Raw genomic sequence first — 23,070 nt, 5'->3', positions numbered from 1 at the left:
TTAGTATGTATCCTCAGTTATTAATTCTTCAATATCTTTTTTAAGCTCTTCTTTGTCATAATTACTTAACGAATCATAATACTCTAAAAACTTAATGATAAATTTTCTCATATTATTGTTAAATCAAGGTTCGTTTGGTTTTATTTTTGTAGATTTTATCAACATCTGCAACCATTTGTCGCTCAAAAAAGACTGTCAATCAGTGATAAATGCATATTTTTCCACCTCATTTTCATCATTATTATAATATAGAGTTGAACCGATTAGTTTTCGGTTTTTCTTATTTCATTTATTTAACTCGTTAAAAGAAACTTGTGGCCTTGGGCTTCTGTCTGGAAATTGCATTTTAGAATTAATTGAATTAACGTACATTCCAGTAGATATTTCAATGTTTTCACCTGAATGTTTTACAAAAATAACTCATTCGGTTGGCTTAATTTGCTGAACACTAGACCCTGGGATGGAATTATTTTTTGTAGATTTCAATTCAACTGTTTGATAATAAATTTCTCCTGCTATAACTATCTCAAGACATATGTCGGGATCAGTATACACAGAATTATTTTTATTATTTCTCAATTTTTTCTTTAAGTCAATGTCGATTTCTTCCGGTAAAATAACCCTTATTATTTGCACATTAAAATTTGATAAGTTGTAGTTTACACCATTAACATTAATGCTAAGGTCATTAATGTTTCCTAGAATGTTATGAAATTCGTTTTCAATTGTGTATTTCAAAAACTCTTTTAGAGATCTATCGGTGTTAGCTTCGTCAATTTGAAATGCTAAATTAATTATATCTGCTTTTTTATTTATAAGATATTGCTCTAATTTATACATAAAAATGTACATAAAAATTTCTATATTATCCATTTTTCTCCTTGTCGTTGTTATAAAATTATATCTAATTAATATTACATTTGATATCTACTATAGGAATATTAAATGGAAAAAATAATAAAAATAACGGCTTTTTTACCGTTATTTTGGTAGTCTAAGCAAATTGAGATTTGTATAAAGCAGCGTATCTGCCACCTAATTCCAATAGGCTTTGGTGTGTTCCGCGTTCAACGATTTTACCATCTTCAACAAAAAGAATTAAATCAGCGTTTTTAATGGTGCTTAAACGGTGGGCAATTACAATACTTGTTTTATTTTTCATAATTGAGTTAGCTAAGGCATCTTGAATTATTTTTTCAGTATTAGTATCAATATTTGACGTTGCTTCGTCCAAAATTAGTATTTTTTTGTTACCTAAAACAGCTCTAGCAATTGAAAGCAATTGTTTTTCACCTTTTGAAAGCAAGTTGTCATTGTTTTCTAATGGTGTTTGGTAACCTTTTTCTAGTCTTAAAATGGCGTTATGTGCAGATACAAGTTTTGTAGCGGCATAAACCTCATGTTCACTTGCGTGATCATTACCCATTTTAATGTTGTTATATACATTGGTTTTAAATAGGAATGAATCTTGTAAAACTGTAGCCATTGAATTGTTTAATGAGTTTTTAGTGATGTTTTTTAGTTCATTACCATCAATAGTGATAGAACCTTTTTCATAATCATAAAACTTGCTTAATAAATTAATGACAGTAGTTTTGCCAGCACCAGTAGGTCCTACAAGTGCAATGCTTTGGCCTGGTAAGGCTTCAAAGCTAGCGTCTTTTAATTGTCATGCATCTTTGCTTTGATCATATCTAAATCATACATTGCTAAATTTAATGTGGCCTTTAACGTCTTTGATATCAATAGTTTCGTGTGAAAGATCAGGCTCAATTAAATCAGCAATTTTTTGAACTCTAACGGCTGAAATAACCCCGTTTTGTGAGCCAAATACAGTCATAATTACAGTTTGCAACGCACCTGTGATGTTGTGAATAAAGCCGATAAAGGCTAGAATAAATCCAATATCAGGAGTGCTCACAAAAACACTAATTAAAGGCCAGTTATTGTTTTTAAAAATCAAAGCAAACGCAGCGGCTACTAACACAATAATGTTTGTTGACATAATAAATCAAGGAATAAACATTTGTGTGTATAAATCGGCCACGAAAGCGTGTTTATAAATGTTGTGAGCTATTTTTTGGAATTTTTCAGTTGATTCTTTTTGTCTACCAAAAGTTTTGGTAATTTTCATGTTTTTGATGCCTTCTTCAACATAGGCATTTAAATCACCAAAATCTTTTCACACTTTTGAAACGTATGGACGAGCTAACTTAATCATAACAAAGCCGCCAGAGAAAAGAATCATTGTGATTCCAAACACAATTAGCGTAATGTTGACGCTGTATAAAAACATAAATGTAGTCGTAATAATAACGTGAGCAATATTTGAAAGCCCTTGGACTAATATTTGGCTCAACGCGTTTGATACGTTGTTTACGTCGTTAACTAAAATTGAAATTAAATCACCAGCTTGTTCATTATCATAGAAAGAAACAGGCATTTTTAGTAATTTTTGCATTGCAATCTTACGCATGTTATTGGCTGTTGAATAACCTAAAATCATGTAAATTCTAAATTCTAGGAATCTAAAGATTGAATAAATCAAGAATGAAGCGATCATCAAACAAATCATTAAAATGAAGAAGTTATCATTAAAATTTTGATCTGGATTTTTAAACGCTTCAGGAGTGAATGTTTTGGTAGCAACAACAGCCCCTAAAACCACACCGCCAATGTAGGCTATAGAGTTAATAATAGTGGTTAATATACCCGCGATAAAAAGTCAAATAGATTTTTCAGAGTATTTGCGAACTAATCTAATGATTCCAAAAGTAGAACCGTATTTTTGTTTTTGTGTCATATATTAGCCTCCTTTCTATAACTCCAATTGTGAGTTGTGAATTTGCGCATAAAACTCGCAGTTTTGAACAAGATCGTTGTGTTTACCTACAGCTGTAATTTTTCCAGCTTCCATAACGGCAATTTGATCACTATTTTTTAACGCACCAATTTTTTGTGAAATTAAAATTGTTGTACATTGGTAATTTTTCTTGATATTTTCAATAACTTTTCTGGTTGTTATGTTGTCAAGTGCACTGGTTGAGTCATCAAGAATTAAAATTTTTGGTTTTCTTAATAATGTACGCGCAATTGAAAGTCTTTGTTTTTGGCCACCTGATAGGTTAGTTGCACCTTGAACAATAGGGTGATCAATGTTGTCGCTTAGTTTGTAAACAAAATCATAAGCACAGGCATTTTGCAACGCAAAATTGATTTCTTCATCGGTTGCGTCTGGTTTAGATCAAAGCATATTTGAACGAATTGTTCCACCAAAAAGCATTGGGTCCTGGTATACAATTCCAACTACTTTCAATAAATCTTCAGTATTTACTTCTTTTATTTCTTTATTGGCAATCTTGATTGAACCTTCTTCGTATACGTAGTTGTTTAGAAGCAACGAAACTAATGTTGATTTACCAGAAGCAAAAAGGCCAATAATTCCAAGAGTTGAACCATATGGAACATCTAAGTTGATGTTGGTTAATGAGTAGTTAGGATTGTCTTTATAGTATTTAAAGTTCAAGTTTTTAATTGAAAGATCAAAGCTTTGTTCATCAATATTTTTGTCTTTGTCAATAAGGTTCAAGCCATCTTGAACAAATAATTTATCTGGTTGAATTTGGAACACTTCTCAAATTCTTTTTGCCGATACTTTAGCCCGAATAAAGAATTGTAAAAATCCAGTAACTAGCAAAATACCAAAAGCAATTAATCATAAATATTCAATAAAAATATTCATTTCAACAACAGTTTGATCAGTGGCGACTTTACTAATAACTTGTTGACGAGTAAACATGTAAATACCAATAACAATGAAGTTGTTGATCAAGAAGAAAAGGGGTTGGAAAAGCGAAATAATTGTGTTGAATTTTAAGTTAAATTTGTATCACAATGAGTTAGTTTGCTTAAACTGCTCGTTTCTAATATTTTCAAGATTGAATGTTTTGATAGTTAAAGAACCTTTAATATTTTCATCAATATCTTTGGTTACTTCTTCAACTTGAACCTGTGTTTTGGCAATAATTGGGCTTACAAATTTAGAAAGCACCCCAACTAATAATAGCAATGTAGGAATAACTGGAACAACCACCAAAGCCATGTACACATTGACCATGAAGGCAATTACAGCCCCACCAATAATCATGATTAAACCTTTAATTACAACTCTTAGACCCGAAACTAAAAATTCTCAAAAGACCGCAACGTCATTAGAAATTTTAGTCATAATTGATTCAGGTTTAAGATCGGCAATGTTTTTTAGACTTAGTGCGTTTACTTTTTCATATAGTTTTAGTCTATAGAAATAGGATGCACTTTCAGCAGCCCACACAAATATTCACGTATAAACAAAGGTTAATATTGATGTGATAATGGTTTGAACTGAAATAATGATAATCAACGCGTTTTTAATGTAGTCACGCTGAGCGTTTTTGAATAAAACAAAACCTTTAACGATTTCGATGTCGTGGTATTGCTTATCGGTGAAAATTAATTTGATAAATTGAGATACAAAGTTAGGCAAAAATAAACCTATAATAACGGTTACAAAAACCATTATGGAAGCTAGTAAAAATTTAAGTTTAATTTTGCGCGGCAAAATGTTAAAAAGTTTAAACATACCCCTCCTTAATTATTTGATTTTAAATATTTTTTTGCCTAGCTGAATGTATTGATTCACCAGGTCTTCAAAGTAGCTAAATCCGACTTTGTAGAAATTGTCATCTGTTAAGTCAACACCTACTGATTTAAGTGTGTTTAGCGGTCAATCTCTATCTCCAGCTGATAAAAAGTTATTGATATAGCTATCTAAAAATTCTTTTCCTTTTAGTTTATAGCTAGCAAAGAAAAAGTTTGCTACAAGTTGTCCGATAGCGTATTTATACATATAAAAGCCATAGTAATAATGTGGCACGGTAACTGCACTAATTTGTTTATTTTTGTCAAATTTAGGCAATTTTGTTTGGTATTTAGCGGTGCTATCATAGTAAATTTTGGCAATAGCATCATAGCTAGGACCTACTTGCCCATTTTCTACAGCTTTATACAGATCATATTCATAGTTAGCTCAAACAACTTGTCTATAAACTGTACCTATAAAACCATCAATCATTGAGTCAATAATTTTGAATTTAAACAGGTCATTATTTGAAGTTTTCAATAAATGATCATATAGCATTAATTCATTGAAAATTGAAGCAATTTCAGCTAAAAATATTGGATATGAAGCATTGTGAATTTCATTGTTTTTGTCACTAAAGTATGAATGCATTGAGTGACCCAATTCGTGTGCTAAGGTTTCTACAGAACCTAAATCACCATCAAAGTTCATTAGAATGTACTTTTTGTCAAGACCGTAGGTTGAATCTATTGAATAAGCTCCCGACATTTTGTTATCTATTGTCATAAAGTCAATTCAATTTTCATCAAGTGCTTTACGCACAATTTGTGAATATTCGTTGCCAAAAGGTTCAAGCGCTTTAAAAACTAGCTCTTTAGCTTCGTCAACTGTATATGTTGATTTAACTTTAACCAATTCACGGTATGAATCGTATTTGGGATTGCATTTTTCTTTAAATTTAGCAAAGTAAAATTTCTTGAATCAATCGCTTCTTTTCTTGATTGTATGCTTAAGGTTAGAAACTTTACTAAACAACGATTGCAATAGCTCATCATTAACTCTATCTGAATAAGTTAACATTTGCACTGTTGAAGTGTATTTACGAGTTTTGGCTTCAATTGCCAAAGTGTTGAAGTGTTGAAATAACAAATTAGCTAGTGAAGATTTGTGTTTTAAATGGGCTTTATTGTATAAAATGGCAGTGTTTTTACGCAATTGTGCATCATCAGATTTCATGAATTTAATTCTTACTGCTGGCGAAAGTTTGTGTTTTTTGCCCTTGCTGTCCGTTGGGTAACCATAATCTAATTCTGCATCGGTAATTAGGTTAAACACGCTTTCATATGAAGGATTAGCTAAGGCTTGCTGAACAATGTATTCTTCAACATTATCATCTAGTTTGTGTTCATAATCATCAATTAGTGCTTGCAAATTTTTACGATGCGAAGCCAATCTTTCATCATTGATTCATTGCTTCATTTTGTCAATATGTTTGAAAAAACGTACTAGTTCTGAGCCTAATTGCTCAGATATTTTTTGATTCAACACTTCTCAGCGATTGTTTAACTCACTAAAAGTAGAATTAGTTAATTCACGATTTGACGAGTTTGAAATGTAATTGCTAATTCTATTGCTTAAAATCCCATACTCACGCATATATTCAAGATAGTTCAAATAGTTTTCAATGGTTTCGTATTTAGCGTCTTTATTGTCAATAAGGTATTGTGATTTGTTTTCATACTCAACGAATAATTCGTCAATGCTTTTGCCTTCCAGCAAGCAATCTAAATCAAAAAGGTACTTCTTATCTACTTCATTTATGTTTTTATATTGCTTCATAATACCTCCAAAAAATAATTTTATATTATACAACATGTTAATAACTTTGTTATTAAGTCAACTAATATGTTGACGTTGCATTTTGCTTCATATAATCCGGTCATGTATTGCAAAATTATTCCTTGATTTGCTACAATCCCAATATCAAAAATAAAGACACAAAATTTGTGTTTGAAATGTATGAAAAATCAAAAAAACTTAACGCTTTAGTACGCAAACACTATTCAAGAGGTGTAAATATTTATGGGCTATTATTAAACATTTATGATTTAAAAAACTTGGATACTTAGTTTATGCCAATGAATACAATCCAAACGCTGTTAAAACTTTTGAAACAATTTTGATTCAAAAATTGATTCAAAATTCTATTATAATGAATCAAATTTCAAACATTTTGAGCAATTAAAAGAAAGTGTAACTTCCAATAAAACTCTATATCAATGAAGACGTCAATATGTACGAAAGAATAAGTCTAATGTTTGTCCAACTTTGACTGCGAATATAGGTACAAAAGGACACAACGTTCCTATTCTTTATACACAAATGAAATTAGAAAATTAACACCAAAAGAGTGCTTTTTATTGCAAGGATTCCCAAGTGAATTTAAATTGCCAAATTTGGCCAATTCACACCTATATAAGCAAGCCGGAAATTCAGTTTGTGTTAGTGTTATTGAGCGTATTGTTGAGCAAATTATTGAGGCTTTAAAATTAAAAAATAATTAATTACGTATATAAATTATTAATTTATAATTGCTTCATCATGAAAGACATTAGAACAACTAGAGCAAAGAAAATTTTAGCTAGTTTTTCAAGTGAACATTGCTGTTCACTAAGTTTTCGTACGCAGAATATTTTGAAGATATTTTTGATTTGGCTTCCATCAATTATTAGTTGTAGCTGTTTAGTTCCAACTAGTATTTTGGCAACAATTTTTATAAGGAGAATTTATGGACAAAAATCAAAATACTCGAAATGTTGTTGAATTAAAAGAAGTTGTTAAGCAATTCGGCGACAAAGTAGTGCTTGAAAATATTAATTTGGAAATTAAAAAAGGTGAATTTGTTACCTTGCTAGGACCTTCAGGTTCAGGTAAAACTACAATTTTAAGACTGATTGCTGGTTTTGAAAGAGCAACACGTGGTGAAATTAAATTTAACGGGCGTGACATTAAAGATCTAGCACCTCACCAACGTGATTTATCTACAATTTTCCAAGACTATGCACTTTTCCCACACTTAGATGTATCAGGGAACATTAAATATGGTCTTGCTCTAAAAAGAATTCCTAAAGAAACAATTAATCCTAAACACGAAGTTTTATTGGAGCAAAAAAAGAAAATTTGAGAGCAAAAAGCCAAAAGTGAAATGGCTAAGTTAGACAAATTACAAACTCAATATGAGTCAGAAATGGAAAAACTAAAACCTAACTCATTACCGTTCAAAAGAAGACAAAAATGATTAGATGCTTCTGACTTTAACTACTCATGATGAGAAAACTATGTTGAAATGCAAGTTGAAAAATTTGAGAAAAAATATTTAACTAGAAAAATTTCAAAAGAAGAAATGAATGAAGAAGTAGCTAAAATTGTTGAGCTAGTTGGTCTAAAAGGCTCAGAACACAAAGCCATTAGCGAACTTTCAGGTGGTATGAAACAACGTGTTGCTTTAGCACGTTCACTAGTTATTGAACCTACAATTCTTTTATTAGACGAACCATTGAGTGCATTGGACGCTAAAATTAGAGAAAAAATGCAAAAATTATTGAGAAGTTTGCAACAAAGACTAGGAATTACCTTCATCTTTGTTACTCACGATCAAAACGAAGCACTTGAGCTTTCAGACAGAATTGCAATCATGCGTGATGGAGTGATTGAGCAATACGACACTCCTAAGCAAATTTACGACTACCCAGTTAACAAGTGAGTTGCTTCATTTGTTGGTAGTTCAAACATCTACAACGCTACATTTAACGAAGATGCTACTGTAAACTTTCTAGGTAGAACCTTCAAAACTATTCACGAAGAAGATGAATTTAAAGCAGGCGAAGAAGTTGACGTATTGATTCGTCCTGAAGACGTTGACATTATGTTAGCTGACGAAACCAAGAAAAAAACTGGCTTAATTGGTCAAATTATTGACATGAGCTACCGTGGAAGCTACTACTACTTAAAAGTTGAATTTGCAAACGGACAAAGTATTTTTGTTGAAACTGCTAAAAAATTCGAAGAAGGCGATGAAGTGTCAATTTCATGAACAATTGACTCAGTTCACATTATGGCAAAAGACTCAAAATGAGATTATTCAACTGATGAATTCAAAAATTAGTCAAAAATTATCTTTAAATAAACGTTTATTACTTCTTTTACCATATATTGCCATAGCGATTTTATTAATTGTTTTACCAATGATTTTAATCGTTATTCAAGCCTTTACCCCGCGTGAAGGATTCGATTCTTCACAAATTATTAAAGAATTTAACACCTGAGTTATTATTGGTCGGAGCTTAAAAATTGGTGTAATTTCAGCAATTTTATGCTTATTAATTGGTTTTCCATACGCATACTTTACTGCTACATCAAAAAGCAAGATCTTGCCAATTTATGCAATGAGTTTAATTCTTTCACCAATGATTATTTTCACAATTGCCAAAATTTACGCAATTAGAGGATTTTTCCTAAGCATGTTTGACGAAGATGTGTTAAATGCTGAATGATTCATGATTTTAGCCTTGACATACCTAAACCTTCCATACATGATTATGCCTTTATACTCAGTGTTTAAAGACATGCCTAAAAACATCATTGAAGCAAGTTCAGACTTAGGATACAACCGTTTACAAACATTATTCAAAGTTGTAATTCCATACAGTTTCAAAGCTATTTTATCAGGGCTAAGCTTGATCTTTTTAGCCTCAGCTACAACATTTGTTATTAGTGACAAACTACTTTCTAACCCCGCCCAGCTCCAAACGGTTGGTTCGGTAATTAACCAATATTCAGACGCTTCAAACGTATTTGAACTTTCAGCAGGTTCAGTATTAGTTATCGTTGTAAGTGCTATCTTTATTGGTTGCTATGCAGTAATTAACTTTTTACCAAAACTAGTGCTTAAACTAGTGGCAAGGAGAGCTAGAAATGTCGAAGATTAGTGAATTTTTTAAACGTACATACATTTACTTTATCTTAGCAATCACCTATATTCCTTTAGTTTTTGCTGCAATCTTTAGTTTTAACAAACCAAGTGATAAAGGTTATTTATCACAAACCTGAAACACTTTTACTTTAGAATCTTGAAGCGGATTTTTTGAGGAAGGTAGAGATATTGCTCTAATTAACTCAATTATTATTGCGATTTTCACCTCTGTTTTAGTTGTATCAATTTCTCTAGTTACAGTTTTTGCTTTATGAAGACAAAAAAACAAAAATTACGAAAGAGCAATTAAATCAGTTAACAATATTCCAATCATCAACCCAGACAACATTACTGCTATTGGTTTAGTATTGGTGTTCACATTCTTTTTCGGTACACTTTCAGTTGCTCGTGAAGGTTTATTACGTGGAATTGTAGGTCACACCGTTATGGCATTGCCATATGGAATTTCATTAATGTATCCACGTAGCGAAAAATTTGAACGTTCATTGTTTGAAGCCAGCCAAGATTTAGGCTATTCAAAAGTGAAAAGTTGATTTAAAACCTACCTTGTATACATGATTCCTTCAATTATTTTCGTTGCTTTAGTTGCAACATTCCTTTCTTTTGACGATTTCATCATTTTAAAAACTACAACTAACACTTCAACACTAGGTACAAAACTTTACGAAGGTAACTTTAGAGGTTGAGGACTAGTTGTAGGAGCAGCTGTTTTATTATTAACCTTAATTGGAAACAGCGTGTACATTGCTTACAAAGTTAGAAAAAATAAAGCTAAAAAAGTAGCTTTAGCGAAAGGAAAAGATGAATAATAAAACCAAATTAATCGTCAAAAAAGTTGCTTTAGCTGCTGGTGTGATTGGTGTTGCTGGAGCAGCAGCTGCTGCACTAACATACAAATTCAATAAACCTTTCAAACCAACTTTTTATAACTATAAATCATACATGTCAGAATTAGCTATTGATACAGTTAGCCAAAATTATGACTACAAAGAATTCGAAACAATCAACGAATTCACTAAAGCTATTCTTACTAGAAAAGCATTGGCAGGTATTGGTTCAGACGCTCAAGCTGTACAATTAATTAGACGTGGACAATTAAAAGAAATTGACTACTTAAAATTATTTGTAGAACAAACACCTGAATGAGCCCAAGGTAAAAAATACGAAGAATATCGTAATTTACCTCAATACCGTGAGCTACAAAAAAATCTTTACACAGATTTAGTGTGAAATCACTTAACCTCATACGATAAAGTGCTTCAAACTGACTACAACAACAAGCCTTGAGAAGATGGTCAAGCAAGACACTTATACGATTATTTTATTCCTTACTTTACTCAAGACATGGTTGTAGCTTACAACCCAGTTAAAGTTGAAAAAAGCCTTGAAGGTGTTGACTTTTCAACTGAAGAAGGCCGTGCAAAACTTTACCAAGCTGATCAAAAAGTATTAAATAGATTATTTAACGATGGCTTCAACAAAGACAAAATTGCTACTGAAAAAGAAGCTAGATTAGTGGACATTTTAAGAGCATTAAAAAACTCAGGTTATACACGTTGAGAAATGACTGATGCTGTTCGTGATAACATGATTTATGGTTCCGCATATGAATATGACAATGAAAGCACATACGATGATAGCTTTATTACCGGTAATGCAAATACAGCTGAAGAACCAGATTTATACAAACGTTTAATTGACAACTTCTCTAAACTAATTGAAGACGGTATCGGAGCAGGTTTAACCGATCCTTCAGTGCAACTGCTAGGTGATGGGCAATTATTATTAACCAACTTAATTAGTGATCAATCAAACGTTCAAGCTGGTATTCTTTATAATGGTGACGCAACTGACGCATACTTTTCATCAGATAACATTGAAAGTGTAATTGATGGAACAATTAGATTCTTGCGTCCAAAATCAAACCTACTATTGATTGATGGTTTAGTTATCGCCCACAGTGATAACGTTAAAGAATCTGAATATGACCGTGTTCTTGAAACAGCTAAAGCTGCCTTTCTAGACGGTTTACAACAAAATTCTTGAGCACATTTATCATCTGAACAAGTGGAAGCTTTACCAGCGTTTGAAAACTTTAACTATGTTTCATATACACCTGCATTCAAAGTGCTTTACGAGTACGCATTGAACAACATTTTTAATGATTTAACTCCTTATGAAGCAGAATACGCTAAACAGCTATATGAAATCCAACCAACCTACAATATTGTTGACCCAGTTACAAACCAGGTTCTATTTAGCTACAATGTAAAACACGTTGGAATTGTACCTACTGACCAAAAAACACAAACTAACTTGACAACATATTGAAACCAAAAAACCAAAAAATAATCTTTATAGTTCGCAAATGCGAACTATTTTTATACACTTTTACTCAATCGTGTAAAATAAAACTTACGGAGAATATATGAATAAAAAAATGTTTTTCAAGACTTTAACATTAACGAGTTTAATGCTTCCTTTTAGTGTAATTAGTTGCGCTAAAACTGAGTCTAAACTATCAGAAAATGTGCGTGTAGACATCGCGAATATAAACGCCAATAACAAAGTCAATATTTTGCCTTCTTCAATTGGTATTACAGACATAAAGGTAAAATCAATTTCTGATTATTTTACTAATCTAGTGATTGATCAAGTTGAGCTAAATGATATCAAGGGCGTTGTTCGCGTTTATGTTAGTGCCACAAATAAAAATAGTCAAACAGACACTGCAATTATTGAATTTAGCGGTTTTGCAAAAAGCGATTTTGATGTAGATACCATTCTTGATAAATTGACATTTGGTCTAAAAGGATATACAGGTGAAGACAATCAATATTTAAAATACACTAATCCTTCTGATTTTCAACTTACAGACGTGATAGTAGATTACAATCAATCAAAATTTAGTGAAGATGAGTATATACGATTCAATCTTGAAGTTCAATCTTACAAAGCTGATGATTCTACTCGCCAAGCATCTGTGTTTTTTGATGTAAAAGACAATAAAACTGGTTTTAAATATAGCAATTTTGTTTATAAAATATTATTTCCAAGTTATTCTGGAGGCGAAAATGAATAAAAAAATTTGAATGTTGCCATTGCTTCCTTTAAGTGTTTTGACTACTGTGTCGTGTGGTTATAATGCAAATAATGAAAAAATGAATCAAAGGGCAAAAAATATTAAAATTAGCCCAATTGCTAGCTCTGTTTCTGAAGAGACTACCCTTGCTCAGTTTATGAGTGAAAAATATATTAAAATAGATGGTTCAGACTTATATACCCAGATTAAAGCTAAATCCATTAAACCAATAGGGAACAAAATTGAGTTAACCTATATTCTAAGGGACACAATCACTAATTATGTAAGTGATGAATTTAAACAAGTTTTAGATATCAAATATATTCCAAAAGACTCATTTTATAGTTGAAAAGGTAAAAAATTATTTTACGTTAACAGTAATTATTATGACGGCTTGGAGGGTTTAAGCGGACTTGATTTGTTTAATGCTCTAAAACAAAAACAACAACAATACTGACAACTTAATATCTCGCAACCTAAAGAAAATCGTTATGGTGAATTATATACAATATATAAACACGCTTTTGTTGACAAATATTTTGATAATGACCAAAAAATTATTGATATTTACTCAGAAATAGACCAAAAAACTGATTTATATAATTTCAATTTCAACAATCATGAGGGCAAAGATATATTCGAGCAAAACGGTGAGCCGTTAGGAAATACTCCAAATAAAGAAGGTTATATCTATAATCGTGAGCACCTTATCCCCCAATCTTGATTTGATAAAGATCCAGTGATCGGCACTGATGCACACTTTGTTTGGCCAAGCGATAAATTTATTAATAATTTAAGAGGCAATACACCGTTTGGTTCAGTTGAAAACCCAACCAAAATAACACAAAATGGAACAAAAATAGGTGATGAATATGTTGAACCCACTAACTTATTTAAAGGCGATATTGCACGAGCTTACTTTTATTTTCTAATCACGCATTTTGATAAAGCTATAGCATCACAAAATGTATACAGCGATATGTTTCCTTACTTTGACAATCAATACTTAAATTGATATTTAAGTTGAAATGAAAGTGATAATATAGATAGCTTTGATATTGATCGAAACAATCAAATAGCAAAATTTTATTCTGGCTTAAGAAACCCGTTTAGTGATTATCCTGAACTAGCACAATTAATATTTAAACCCGGAACTGCAAAGTTTGAAAATAAGGGAATTTTGCAAAAAATTGAGTAAAAATCAATAAAAATACAAAAAAATAACACGTTGCGGCGTGTTATTTTCGTTTTTATTTATGTTTAAGTTCAGCTGCTTTTTCAGCGTTGAAGAATTTAACAAATTCTGTTGCTAAGTCAATAGCAGCTTGAATGTCAACTAGTGAACAAACCCCAATTGGAGAGTGCAAGTAACGTTGTGGTAATGAGAATGTAATTGCTGGCACACCACCTTTACCATATTGAAGAGCAGTCGCATCGTTACCACCACCTTCTGAAATGTATTTATATGCTGGGATGTTGTGTTTACGTGCTAGTGACATCAACATTTCACTAAATTTAGGATTGGTCAATAAACCACCATCTTTAACTAGTAAAGCAACACCATCACCTAATTTTGTACCGCCTTTAATAACACCTGTTGTGTCGTGGCTTGCACATGTATCAATAGCAATGGCAACGTCTGCATTGATCAATGATGTTGAGGTTTGAGCTCCTCTTAAACCAACTTCTTCTTGAACTGTACCAACAATATATGTTTTATTTGGCAAGTCCAAATCTTTAATGTTGTTAGCTAAAAAGTCAATTACAGTAACTCCAGCTCTATTATCCATTGATTTACCTGCGATTAAATCGTTTGGCATGTCAATAGCTTCACCCGACATGTAAACTCTATCCCCTGCTTCAATTCCAAAATCAATTGCTTCTTGTTTTGATTTGAAACCACAGTCAACATAAAGTTCCTTATTTGTTGGTGCTTTTGAAACTTTTTCACTTTCTAAAATGTGAATTGATGTGTGGCCAAAAATACCAAAAATTTCTTTATTGTCACGGTTTGTAACAACTTTACATTTAGTTCCAATAACTGTAACAGGTCAAATGCCACCTACTGGCGCCACCAATAAATTACCGTTATCTTCAATGTTTCTTACAAAATAACCCACTTCATCCATGTGTGCAGCAATCATAATAACTGGTGCTTTAGGATCTGTGTTTTTATTTGTAATGATCAATGAACCAAAGCCATCTCTACTAAATTCAAGTCTATCTGATTGAATGTTTTTTTTCAATGCTTGTGCAACAGGTTCTTCATATCTACTCATAGCTTCAATAGCCATATATTCTTTTAAACGTTTTGCTACTTTTTCAAATTTGCTCATAATATCTCCTTAATGCTATAAATTTTATTATTTTTTAGCTTCGATAATAATTAAATAAGTACTATTTTGCACATTGCTTTATTGTTTCAATGTTTCAAATAATTATTAAATTCAATATAATATTAAATATTATTTGGAGGTCACTATGGCAAAGAAAAAACAAACATTTTCAAGCGACGAAATTAAACAACGTATGCGTTTAGCAGCGTATTCGAGTGCCAGTGAGCTTTATGATCAATTTCACTCATCTGCTAAAGGAATTGAAACAGATGAAATCCTTGAGCAAAATCAAGAACAATATGGAACCAACAAACTTGACAAAAAATCAAGCAACACACTGTGAAATAAGATTGTTTCTTCATTTTTCAATCCTTTTTCAATCATTTTAATTGTATTAAGCCTTGTTTCAATGGTTACGGACGTAATTTTGCCTTTAACTAAAGGTGAAAGTGCTGAACCTGCCACCATGATTATAATCTTAACAATGGTTGTGCTAAGTGGAGTATTGCACCTTGTTGAAGAAATTCGTTCTTCTGCTTCTTCGGAAAAATTAATCAATATGATTTCCACAACTGCCAGAGTCCAGCGTAATGGCGTGTTTTATGAAATTCCGCTTGAAAAAGTAGTGGTTGGCGATATTGTATCCTTAGCAGCCGGTGACATTATCCCAGCAGATGTTAGAATTTTAAGCGCTAAAGACTTATTCGTATCTCAATCTTCGCTGACTGGTGAAAGCCATTCAATTGAAAAATTTGCGAATTTAGTCAACAATTATGAATATGATAACCTTGTTGACTACCACAATTTAGCCTTCATGGGTTCAAACGTTATTTCAGGCTCGGCTAAAGCTATAGTTGTAGCAACTGGAAACCAAACTTATATTGGCCAAGTTGTACAAAAAATCAATGCAAAACCTATTAAAACAGATTTTGAAAAAGGTATTTCTGCTATTTCAAAACTGCTAATTAGAATTATGTTTGTGATAGTGCCGATTGTGTTCTTTATTATCGGTATCAAAGGCCAAGTGGCTGGTGATTCTTCAAAATGATTGGACGCATTGTTATTCTCAATTTCTGTTGTTGTTGGTTTAACGCCAGAAATGCTTCCAATGATTGTAACGTCAACTCTAGCAAAAGGTGCTGTTACAATGTCTAAAAAGAAAACAATTATTAAAAGCTTAAACTCTATTCAAAACTTCGGTGCAATGGATGTGTTTTGCACTGACAAAACAGGTACTTTAACTCTAGACCAAATCGTGCTTGAACGTCACTTAGATGTGTTAGGTAACGATAACAACCGTGTACTTCGCTATGGTTTTTTAAACTCTTATTTCCAAACTGGATTAAAAAACCTGCTTGACTTATCAATTATTGAAAAAACTGAAGAATTAAGTGTAGTCGATGAACAATTGCGTCTACTTGATTCACACTACCGTAAAGTTGATGAAATTCCTTTCGACTTTGAACGCAAACGTATGAGCGTTATTGTTGCGGATAAAAATCAGCACGTGCAAGTAATTACTAAAGGTGCTGTTGAAGAGATGATTTCAATTTGTTCGCATATTGAAATTGAAGGTGAAATTAAGCCTTTAGACAAAACTTTAGCTAATAAAGTGTTGCAAAATGTTGACTCTTTAAATGATGCTGGCATGCGTGTAATCGCAGTTGCTCGTAAGGATGTTGATGCTTCATACGTTGGTAAATTTGGTGTTAAAGATGAAATGGACTTGATTTTAATTGGTTATTTAGCCTTTCTAGACCCACCAAAAGAATCTACAGCTAGCGCAATCAAGAACTTGCATGATCATGGTGTTGAAGTTAAAATCCTAACTGGTGACAATGCCAGAGTTACTAAAGCCATTTGCGCTCAGGTAGGTTTACCTGCTGATAAAGTTATTTTGGGTAAAGATCTTGAAGGATTAAGCCCAACTGAACTTGAAGATTTAGTGCAACACTACAATATTTTTGCTAAATTATCGCCAGATCAAAAAGCCCAAATTATTATTGCTTTAAGAAACAAGGGTCACGTTGTTGGTTACATGGGTGATGGTATCAATGATGCTCCCGCAATGAAAGTAGCTGATGTGTCTATTTCAGTCGATACAGCAGTAGATATTGCTAAAGAAAGCGCAAACATTATTTTGCTTGAAAAAGACTTAAACGTGCTTGCAACTGGAATAGTTGAAGGTCGTAAAACTTACGCCAACATGAATAAATACATCAAAATGACTGTGGCAAGTAACTTTGGAAACATAATCAGTATTCTATGTGCTGCTTTAATTCTTCCTTTTGTGCCAATGATGGCTGTACAAATTCTATTTTTAAACCTAGTTTATGATATTGCTTGTGGTTCAATTCCTTGGGACAATGTTGATCCCGAACTGTTACACAAACCGCGTAAATGAAATCCTAAATCAATTTCACGCTTCATGCTTTGATTTGGCCCGGTTTCATCTATTGTGGACGTGTTAGGCTTTATTCTATTACGCTTTGTGTTCATTCCTCAACTTTATCCAAATCTGCAAATTAATGACCCTCAATTTATTGGCTTGTTCCAAACAGGTTGATTCATTATCTCGATGTGAACTCAAAGTTTAATTATTCACTTTATTCGTACTGAAAAACGAGCATTTATTCAATCTCGTCCCGCTACACCTTTATTGCTATTTTCAATTTTAGGTTCAATCGTGATTACAATTAGCCCATACATTCCTTGATTAAATGGGGCTTTAAAAGTAGCGTCGCTAAACCCATGATACTTCTTAATGTTAGTTGGTTTAATTGCTCTCTACATTGTCTTAACACTAATTGTCAAACGAATTTATATTAAAAAATATAAAGAATTGCTATAAGAAAATTCGCCAGAAGCGAATTTTTTATTGCTTTAATGAAGGTACAACTAAGCTCAATGTTTTTTTAAGTTGTTCATGTAAGGATTCGTATTCAGGCATATAAGCAGTTAGCTTCGCATAGAAGTCTTTGCTATGGTTGTGATAGAAATAGTGTGTTAATTCATGTGCAACAACCGACTCGATTTGCTTTTTATTTAAAGTTAGCAATAAAGTCGAGTATTTAATAGGATAATTAACGTCTTTAGCTTTGACAGCATGTGTAAATTTACCTCAAAATCCAATCCAGTTACCTAATTTAATATCGAATGAAGGCGTTTGCAAATCTTTTTGTATTCTGGTTTGAATATTTCTAATAACTAGCTCTAATCCTTCACTTAAAACACGAATCATTTCTTTAAAACGTTTATTAATTTCGTTTTGATATCTGTTATCCATATTAAAGGTAACAACCATATTTTTGGTGTCAATACTGTAAGAAGTTTTAACATTTCTAGAATAGATGAATTTTTGCTTGTAAACCTTGCCGTAAAGATGGATATTAGCATTTTCGTCTGCACATATGTAGGCAAATTTATTGTATTGAGAATTAGCTAAATTGTTCATGATCTTGTTAGTTATAAAATCTAAGTTGTAGCAAGCTTTATAAATATCACTCCCTGTCACAACAATAGCTTTTTGCTCAGGAATGACATTGACTGATAATCCATGCAAATTTGTATAAAAAACACTAAATTTTTCACCGTTTACTTCAATAGTTTCTACTATCTTATTTTGCATTATTTTTAATACCTTTTTCCCATTTTCTTAAATCTTTTAAGCTTACCACCTTGTGTGCTTTAACAATATCATTGATAGCTTTAATTTTTATTGGATCAATAGGTTCTAGATCTGAACAATCCAATGGGAGCTGTTTTAATACATCATCAATTTTATCTTCGTTAACAACAATTGATCAGCTGGCTTGACCTTCAAAATTTGCTTGTGTATTAGCAGGCAAAACAAGCATTGAAAACATAGGCAATTTAAATTGACACATTTTGTAGAAATGTTCAATATGTTTTAAATTTTGGATTAATGGGTTAGGGAACATTTTTGATTTTTTGCCATTGCTCAATTTAATTTGTTTTTCATCTACACGGCCCGAAATTGTACCTTTTAAATATTTGACCTCAACTATTATTGCGAACTTGTCTGTGTACAAGAAACCATCAATTTCAAAGTGCTGTTCACCTGCATAGATAAATTTTTGCCCTTTAATAAATTTGTACTCGCTATTTTTAGCAAAATGCTCTAATCTGCGTGAAATTTGCTCTTCAAACACAAAACCTTGTGTATTTTTGCGATTTTTACGTTGTGAATAATAAATTAATAAGCTAATTGTTAGTACAAAAAACAAACCCATTAAGCTGGCTCCGATTATAATTCCTATTAACATTTGGTTAGAGATTGGTGCAAGATTTCAATTCATTTCTTAATTATAATTAATTTAGATTAACTTTAAATTATTTAAGCTAAATTGATATGCTATATAATAATAATGAAAAGAGGAAGAATGAAACCGGTTAAAATTTTATCTGTAGCAGGAACAGTGAATAAAAATTCACTTTCTGAAAAAATCAATGTTGAAATTATGAAAAAAATTATTAAATTGGACCCAATGGCCATGGCAACTGTGCTAAATACAGCGAATTCAGAATTTAATAAAAATGTGCTTGGGGCCAATAATTTTGCAGAATTTTTTGATAAAACCAATTCAGACGAGTGAATTGAAAAATTACATGATACTGACATCTTAATTTTGTCAACACCAATGACCAACTTCAACTATACAGCAGGCATTAAAAACTTTATTGACGCAATTGCTGTAGCAAACAAAACATTTAGCTATAAATATTCTGAAAAAGGTGGCTCAATTGGACTTTTAGACAAATTAAAAGTTATTATCGTTGGGACTCAAGGAGCGCCAGAAGGTTGATATCCATTTGGTAACTTTATTAAAAACCTTAAAGGTACTTTTAAATTCTTAGGAGCTAAAAAAATTGAAACAATTTTGGTTGCTGGAACTAAAGTGGCCCCAAGAAGTGAACAAACGCATGAAGAAATTTTGGAAGAAATTGATCCACAATTAGACAAAATTGTTGCTAAAATATTGAAAAAATAACAAAAAAGCGAATTTAACAACTTCGCTTTTTTTATATTATTGCATGTATTTACGAACTAAGGCTTCATTGGCCACGAAGAATTTATAGATTGAATCAAGCACTTTGTTAACGTGTTTGTAAAGTTTTAACTCTTCGCCAAAGAAATCTTTAGTTACTTCAACAGCTTCATTAATTACAATTTTTGGATCCAGAATAAAGAATTCAAAAGTTGCATTCAACAAGATAGCTCTAACTAGTGGACTTTCTTGTTCTCATGTTTTATCAACCAAGAATTTAGAAATAATTTTGGTTAATATTTTTGAATTCAATGCTATTTTTTCTATTTGTTTAAATTGCTCAACACTTAAATGTTCATTATTTTGGAAAATACTTTTTAAATCATATGAATCAAGCAATTCACATGAATAAATCACATTCACTATTTCAATACGGTTATCTCTGCGCGATTTCATGTTTTAATTTTATACTATATTGACTAATAACGCACATTTTTGTTCAGTGAAAAATGTGATTCCATAATTTTAACAGCACTATAAACTGGTGCTAATACCGCAATGTAAATAGGGATAGCAAATAAATCTTTAACTACAATTTTGACAAATAAAACAATGTAGTCAATTGAATAATGTTTTAATTTTCCACTTTTTGGGGCTGTAAAATAGTTGTAGTATTCAATGAAAGCTACTGGACCTATTACTCATCTAAAAACAACAGAAACAAAAAGAATTAATGAAGTAACCATCATGTAGTCATTTCATTTTTCATTTTTAAACTTGATATATAAGCCTAAAAATGTGGTTGAAAGTGCAAAAGCTAAGAACGCATACACAAACATTAACACAATCATAATGTCCTTAGGCGCAAAAACTTTTTTGGTCAGTTTAAATGTTCCATCGTTTTCAGAGTGTTTAGCATATACTCAAATTACCAAAATAAAACTAATAAGCATTAAGATGTATGAGACTATAAAACGTGTATATTTGGTTGATTTAAACATTCAATAATATAGCCATGAAACAATTGCGATAGCTGGCGGAATTAATGCATAAATGTAAAATCATGTTCCAATTGTTCCAGTGATTAATAATACAACTGTATCGCCCACAATTGAAAGCAATGAACCTTTAAAAGGCCCTAAAATCAAGCCATAAAATATATATAAAATAAATTCAAGTTGCAATGGAATTACAGCTAAGATTGTGAATTTAGCAAACATCATAACAACTATATGTAAACTCAATAAGATAGCAGATAAAACTATATCATAAACACTAAAGTAAAAAATGCTTTTTAAGCTAGGTTTTCACACTGATTTTTGTTTTTTTAATTCTGTATGTGACAAATTACCTCCTTAACAGTAGATAATTATAAGGGCAAACACTAATATGAATATCAAATTTAAAAATAAAATAGCACCAATTAATTAAACTAATATTAATTTATAATTTTGGCATGAATAATTCGAAAAATTTAAAGCCAATTGACTTTGGTACTGCCGGAATCAGGGGCAAGGTAGGTAAAGGCATTGATCATTTGAGTTTAGCGCATGTGCAACGTGTAGCTCATGGATATGCACAATATTTAGCTAATAAGTTTAAAACTAATAAAAAAATAAAGGTAGTAGTTGGTCGTGATAACCGCAATTACTCTTGCAAATATGCTCGTGTAATTGCTGAAATAATGTCAAAATACCCAAATTTTGAGATTATTTTGCCTAAAAAAATAACTCCTACCCCTTTTGTTTCATTTTTAGTATTGCGCAACAATGCTCAAGCTGCTTTGAATGTAACTGCTAGCCATAATCCAAAAGAATATAATGGAATTAAGCTATATAATGAACACGGCTCGCAATGCTTAAGTGAAGAAATAAAAACCATAAAAACGTATTTTGAACCTTATGATTCATTTAGCGAAAATTATGCAACTATGGATCCTTGACCTAAAGCCGATAATATTAGAAATGCTACAAAACTTGAATGGGATGCTTATATTGAAAATGTTGTAAAAGTAGGTCAAAATACTGACAAAAATACTCAAAAAATCAAAATTGCTTATTCCCCATTACATGGAACTGGAATTTCTCTTATTGAGCAAGTTTTCAATAAAATAGGCTGGATAAAAAACGAAGATGTTTTCTTTGAACCAAGACAAATGATTCAAGATCGCTTTTTTTCAACCTGTAATTATCCCAACCCAGAAAGAGATGAAGTTTACAATTTAGTGATAGATTTAGCTAACAAAAATCAGTGTGAATTGGCTATAGTAACTGATCCAGATGCTGATAGGGTAGGTGTTAAAGTAAAACATAAAGGCGAATTCATTGCACTAAATGGCAATGAAACAGCAACTTTAATATTAGATTATTTGATAAAAACCAATCCGCCAAAACAAAATCAATATTTAATTCATTCTTTTGTTTCGTCAAATTTGCCTAGTTTAATCGCACAAAAAAATAATTTAAGCGTTAAAGTTGTGCCAACAGGTTTTAAATGAATTGGCCAAAGCATTGTTTTAAATCCAAATAATTTTTACTATGGTTTTGAAGAAAGTTATGGCTCACTGATTGACCCTAATATTGCTCGTGATAAAGATGCAATTCAAGCAACCGTGATTATAGCCAAAATGGCTCAATATTATAAAGATCAAGGTCTCACACTAATAGACGTGCTGAACAATATTTATGCTCAATTTGGCTACGTAACTAGCAAAACAATCGATATTAATATTGATGCTGATTTTGATTTAGCAAACTTGCAAAATAAGTTTAAAAATATTGAAATTATTGGTAAAAAGATTGAAGATTTCAATAACTACACTAACTTTTTGAAATCCAATATGATAAAAATAACTTTTGAATCAAATTCGGACTGAATCGCCTTAAGGCCTTCTGGAACTGAGCCCAAAATTAAGTTTTATATTTTTGCTTATGGTAAAAACCAGCAAGAATCAAGAGAAAAATTAGCTTTTTATGAACAAATAATCAATAATTTGTTGAAAAAATAAAATATGTTATTGAATTTATTTT

The 23,070-nt window shown here is 31.5% G+C and carries 19 protein-coding genes; 10 read left to right on the top strand and 9 right to left on the bottom strand.

Going from position 1 to position 23,070, the window contains the following annotated elements; genetic code table 4:
* The 4 genes from T329_RS0100220 to T329_RS0100205 form a co-directional block, all read right to left on the bottom strand.
* Entirely contained in the window at positions 1-873 is an 873-nt protein-coding gene (locus tag T329_RS0100220; protein WP_029608441.1) for a hypothetical protein, read from the bottom strand.
* Between the two features lie 121 nt (positions 874-994).
* Positions 995-2,803 (bottom strand): ABC transporter ATP-binding protein, encoded by a 1,809-nt coding sequence (locus tag T329_RS0100215; protein ID WP_029608440.1) that lies wholly within the window; start codon positions 2,801-2,803, stop codon positions 995-997.
* A 15-nt stretch (positions 2,804-2,818) separates the two neighbouring features.
* Positions 2,819-4,621, bottom strand: a complete 1,803-nt coding sequence (locus T329_RS0100210) for an ABC transporter ATP-binding protein (RefSeq protein WP_029608439.1) — start codon at positions 4,619-4,621, stop codon at positions 2,819-2,821.
* A gap of 12 nt (positions 4,622-4,633) precedes the next feature.
* On the bottom strand, positions 4,634-6,460 hold the full coding sequence (locus T329_RS0100205) for a M3 family oligoendopeptidase (protein ID WP_029608438.1): 1,827 nt from the start codon (positions 6,458-6,460) through the stop codon (positions 4,634-4,636).
* Between the two features lie 479 nt (positions 6,461-6,939).
* Here T329_RS0100205 and T329_RS03955 point away from each other — a divergent pair, with 479 nt between their 5' ends.
* The 7 genes from T329_RS03955 (at position 6,940) to T329_RS0100165 (ending at position 13,894) form a co-directional block, all read left to right on the top strand.
* Positions 6,940-7,185, top strand: a complete 246-nt coding sequence (locus T329_RS03955; protein WP_425411722.1) for a DNA cytosine methyltransferase — start codon at positions 6,940-6,942, stop codon at positions 7,183-7,185.
* A gap of 224 nt (positions 7,186-7,409) precedes the next feature.
* Positions 7,410-8,786, top strand: coding sequence for an ABC transporter ATP-binding protein (locus T329_RS0100190; protein ID WP_029608437.1), 1,377 nt, complete (start codon positions 7,410-7,412; stop codon positions 8,784-8,786).
* On the top strand, positions 8,770-9,609 hold the full coding sequence (locus T329_RS0100185) for an ABC transporter permease (RefSeq protein ID WP_029608436.1): 840 nt from the start codon (positions 8,770-8,772) through the stop codon (positions 9,607-9,609). The genes T329_RS0100190 and T329_RS0100185 overlap by 17 nt, the downstream gene beginning before the upstream one ends.
* Positions 9,596-10,423, top strand: coding sequence for an ABC transporter permease (locus T329_RS0100180; protein ID WP_029608435.1), 828 nt, complete (start codon positions 9,596-9,598; stop codon positions 10,421-10,423). Before T329_RS0100185 ends, T329_RS0100180 begins: the two co-directional genes overlap by 14 nt.
* Positions 10,416-11,966, top strand: coding sequence for a type 2 periplasmic-binding domain-containing protein (locus tag T329_RS0100175; protein WP_051630095.1), 1,551 nt, complete (start codon positions 10,416-10,418; stop codon positions 11,964-11,966). Before T329_RS0100180 ends, T329_RS0100175 begins: the two co-directional genes overlap by 8 nt.
* Positions 11,967-12,042: 76 nt before the next feature.
* Positions 12,043-12,696 (top strand): lipoprotein 17-related variable surface protein, encoded by a 654-nt coding sequence (locus T329_RS0100170; RefSeq protein WP_029608433.1) that lies wholly within the window; start codon positions 12,043-12,045, stop codon positions 12,694-12,696.
* Complete coding sequence (locus T329_RS0100165) at positions 12,689-13,894, top strand: endonuclease (RefSeq protein ID WP_029608432.1); 1,206 nt, start codon at positions 12,689-12,691, stop codon at positions 13,892-13,894. Before T329_RS0100170 ends, T329_RS0100165 begins: the two co-directional genes overlap by 8 nt.
* A gap of 52 nt (positions 13,895-13,946) precedes the next feature.
* Here T329_RS0100165 and T329_RS0100160 read toward each other — a convergent pair whose 3' ends face one another.
* The gene (locus tag T329_RS0100160) at positions 13,947-15,032 is read right to left on the bottom strand and encodes a M42 family metallopeptidase (RefSeq protein WP_029608431.1); all 1,086 of its coding nucleotides are present in this window, start codon (positions 15,030-15,032) and stop codon (positions 13,947-13,949) included.
* A gap of 145 nt (positions 15,033-15,177) precedes the next feature.
* Here T329_RS0100160 and mgtA point away from each other — a divergent pair, with 145 nt between their 5' ends.
* Positions 15,178-17,883 (top strand): magnesium-translocating P-type ATPase, encoded by a 2,706-nt coding sequence (gene mgtA / locus T329_RS0100155; RefSeq protein ID WP_029608430.1) that lies wholly within the window; start codon positions 15,178-15,180, stop codon positions 17,881-17,883.
* A 24-nt stretch (positions 17,884-17,907) separates the two neighbouring features.
* Here mgtA and T329_RS0100150 read toward each other — a convergent pair whose 3' ends face one another.
* Together T329_RS0100150 and T329_RS0100145 are read right to left on the bottom strand one after the other, a co-directional pair.
* Positions 17,908-18,660: a M48 family metallopeptidase gene (locus T329_RS0100150; RefSeq protein WP_029608429.1), complete on the bottom strand. Its 753-nt coding sequence runs from the start codon at positions 18,658-18,660 to the stop codon at positions 17,908-17,910.
* Complete coding sequence (locus tag T329_RS0100145; protein ID WP_029608428.1) at positions 18,650-19,285, bottom strand: nuclease-related domain-containing protein; 636 nt, start codon at positions 19,283-19,285, stop codon at positions 18,650-18,652. Before T329_RS0100145 ends, T329_RS0100150 begins: the two co-directional genes overlap by 11 nt.
* Positions 19,286-19,435: 150 nt before the next feature.
* Here T329_RS0100145 and T329_RS0100140 point away from each other — a divergent pair, with 150 nt between their 5' ends.
* Positions 19,436-20,044 carry an FMN-dependent NADH-azoreductase gene (locus T329_RS0100140; protein WP_029608427.1) on the top strand — a complete coding sequence of 203 codons (609 nt, stop codon included), beginning with the start codon at positions 19,436-19,438 and terminating at the stop codon, positions 20,042-20,044.
* Positions 20,045-20,080: 36 nt separating this feature from the next.
* Here T329_RS0100140 and T329_RS0100135 read toward each other — a convergent pair whose 3' ends face one another.
* Positions 20,081-20,497 (bottom strand): transcription antitermination factor NusB, encoded by a 417-nt coding sequence (locus T329_RS0100135; RefSeq protein ID WP_029608426.1) that lies wholly within the window; start codon positions 20,495-20,497, stop codon positions 20,081-20,083.
* A 23-nt stretch (positions 20,498-20,520) separates the two neighbouring features.
* Positions 20,521-21,387 carry an ECF transporter S component gene (locus tag T329_RS0100130; RefSeq protein ID WP_029608425.1) on the bottom strand — a complete coding sequence of 289 codons (867 nt, stop codon included), beginning with the start codon at positions 21,385-21,387 and terminating at the stop codon, positions 20,521-20,523.
* Between the two features lie 110 nt (positions 21,388-21,497).
* Here T329_RS0100130 and T329_RS0100125 point away from each other — a divergent pair, with 110 nt between their 5' ends.
* Positions 21,498-23,048, top strand: a complete 1,551-nt coding sequence (locus T329_RS0100125) for a phospho-sugar mutase (protein ID WP_029608424.1) — start codon at positions 21,498-21,500, stop codon at positions 23,046-23,048.
* Positions 23,049-23,070: the final 22 nt, after the last annotated feature.

This window comes from Mycoplasma simbae ATCC 49888, from assembly GCF_000702705.1.
Classification (GTDB): Bacteria; Bacillota_I; Bacilli_A; order Mycoplasmatales; family Metamycoplasmataceae; genus Mycoplasmopsis; species Mycoplasmopsis simbae.
The sequence above is the reverse complement of the archived record's forward strand: the minus strand, read 5'-3'. Positions and strand labels throughout refer to the sequence as shown.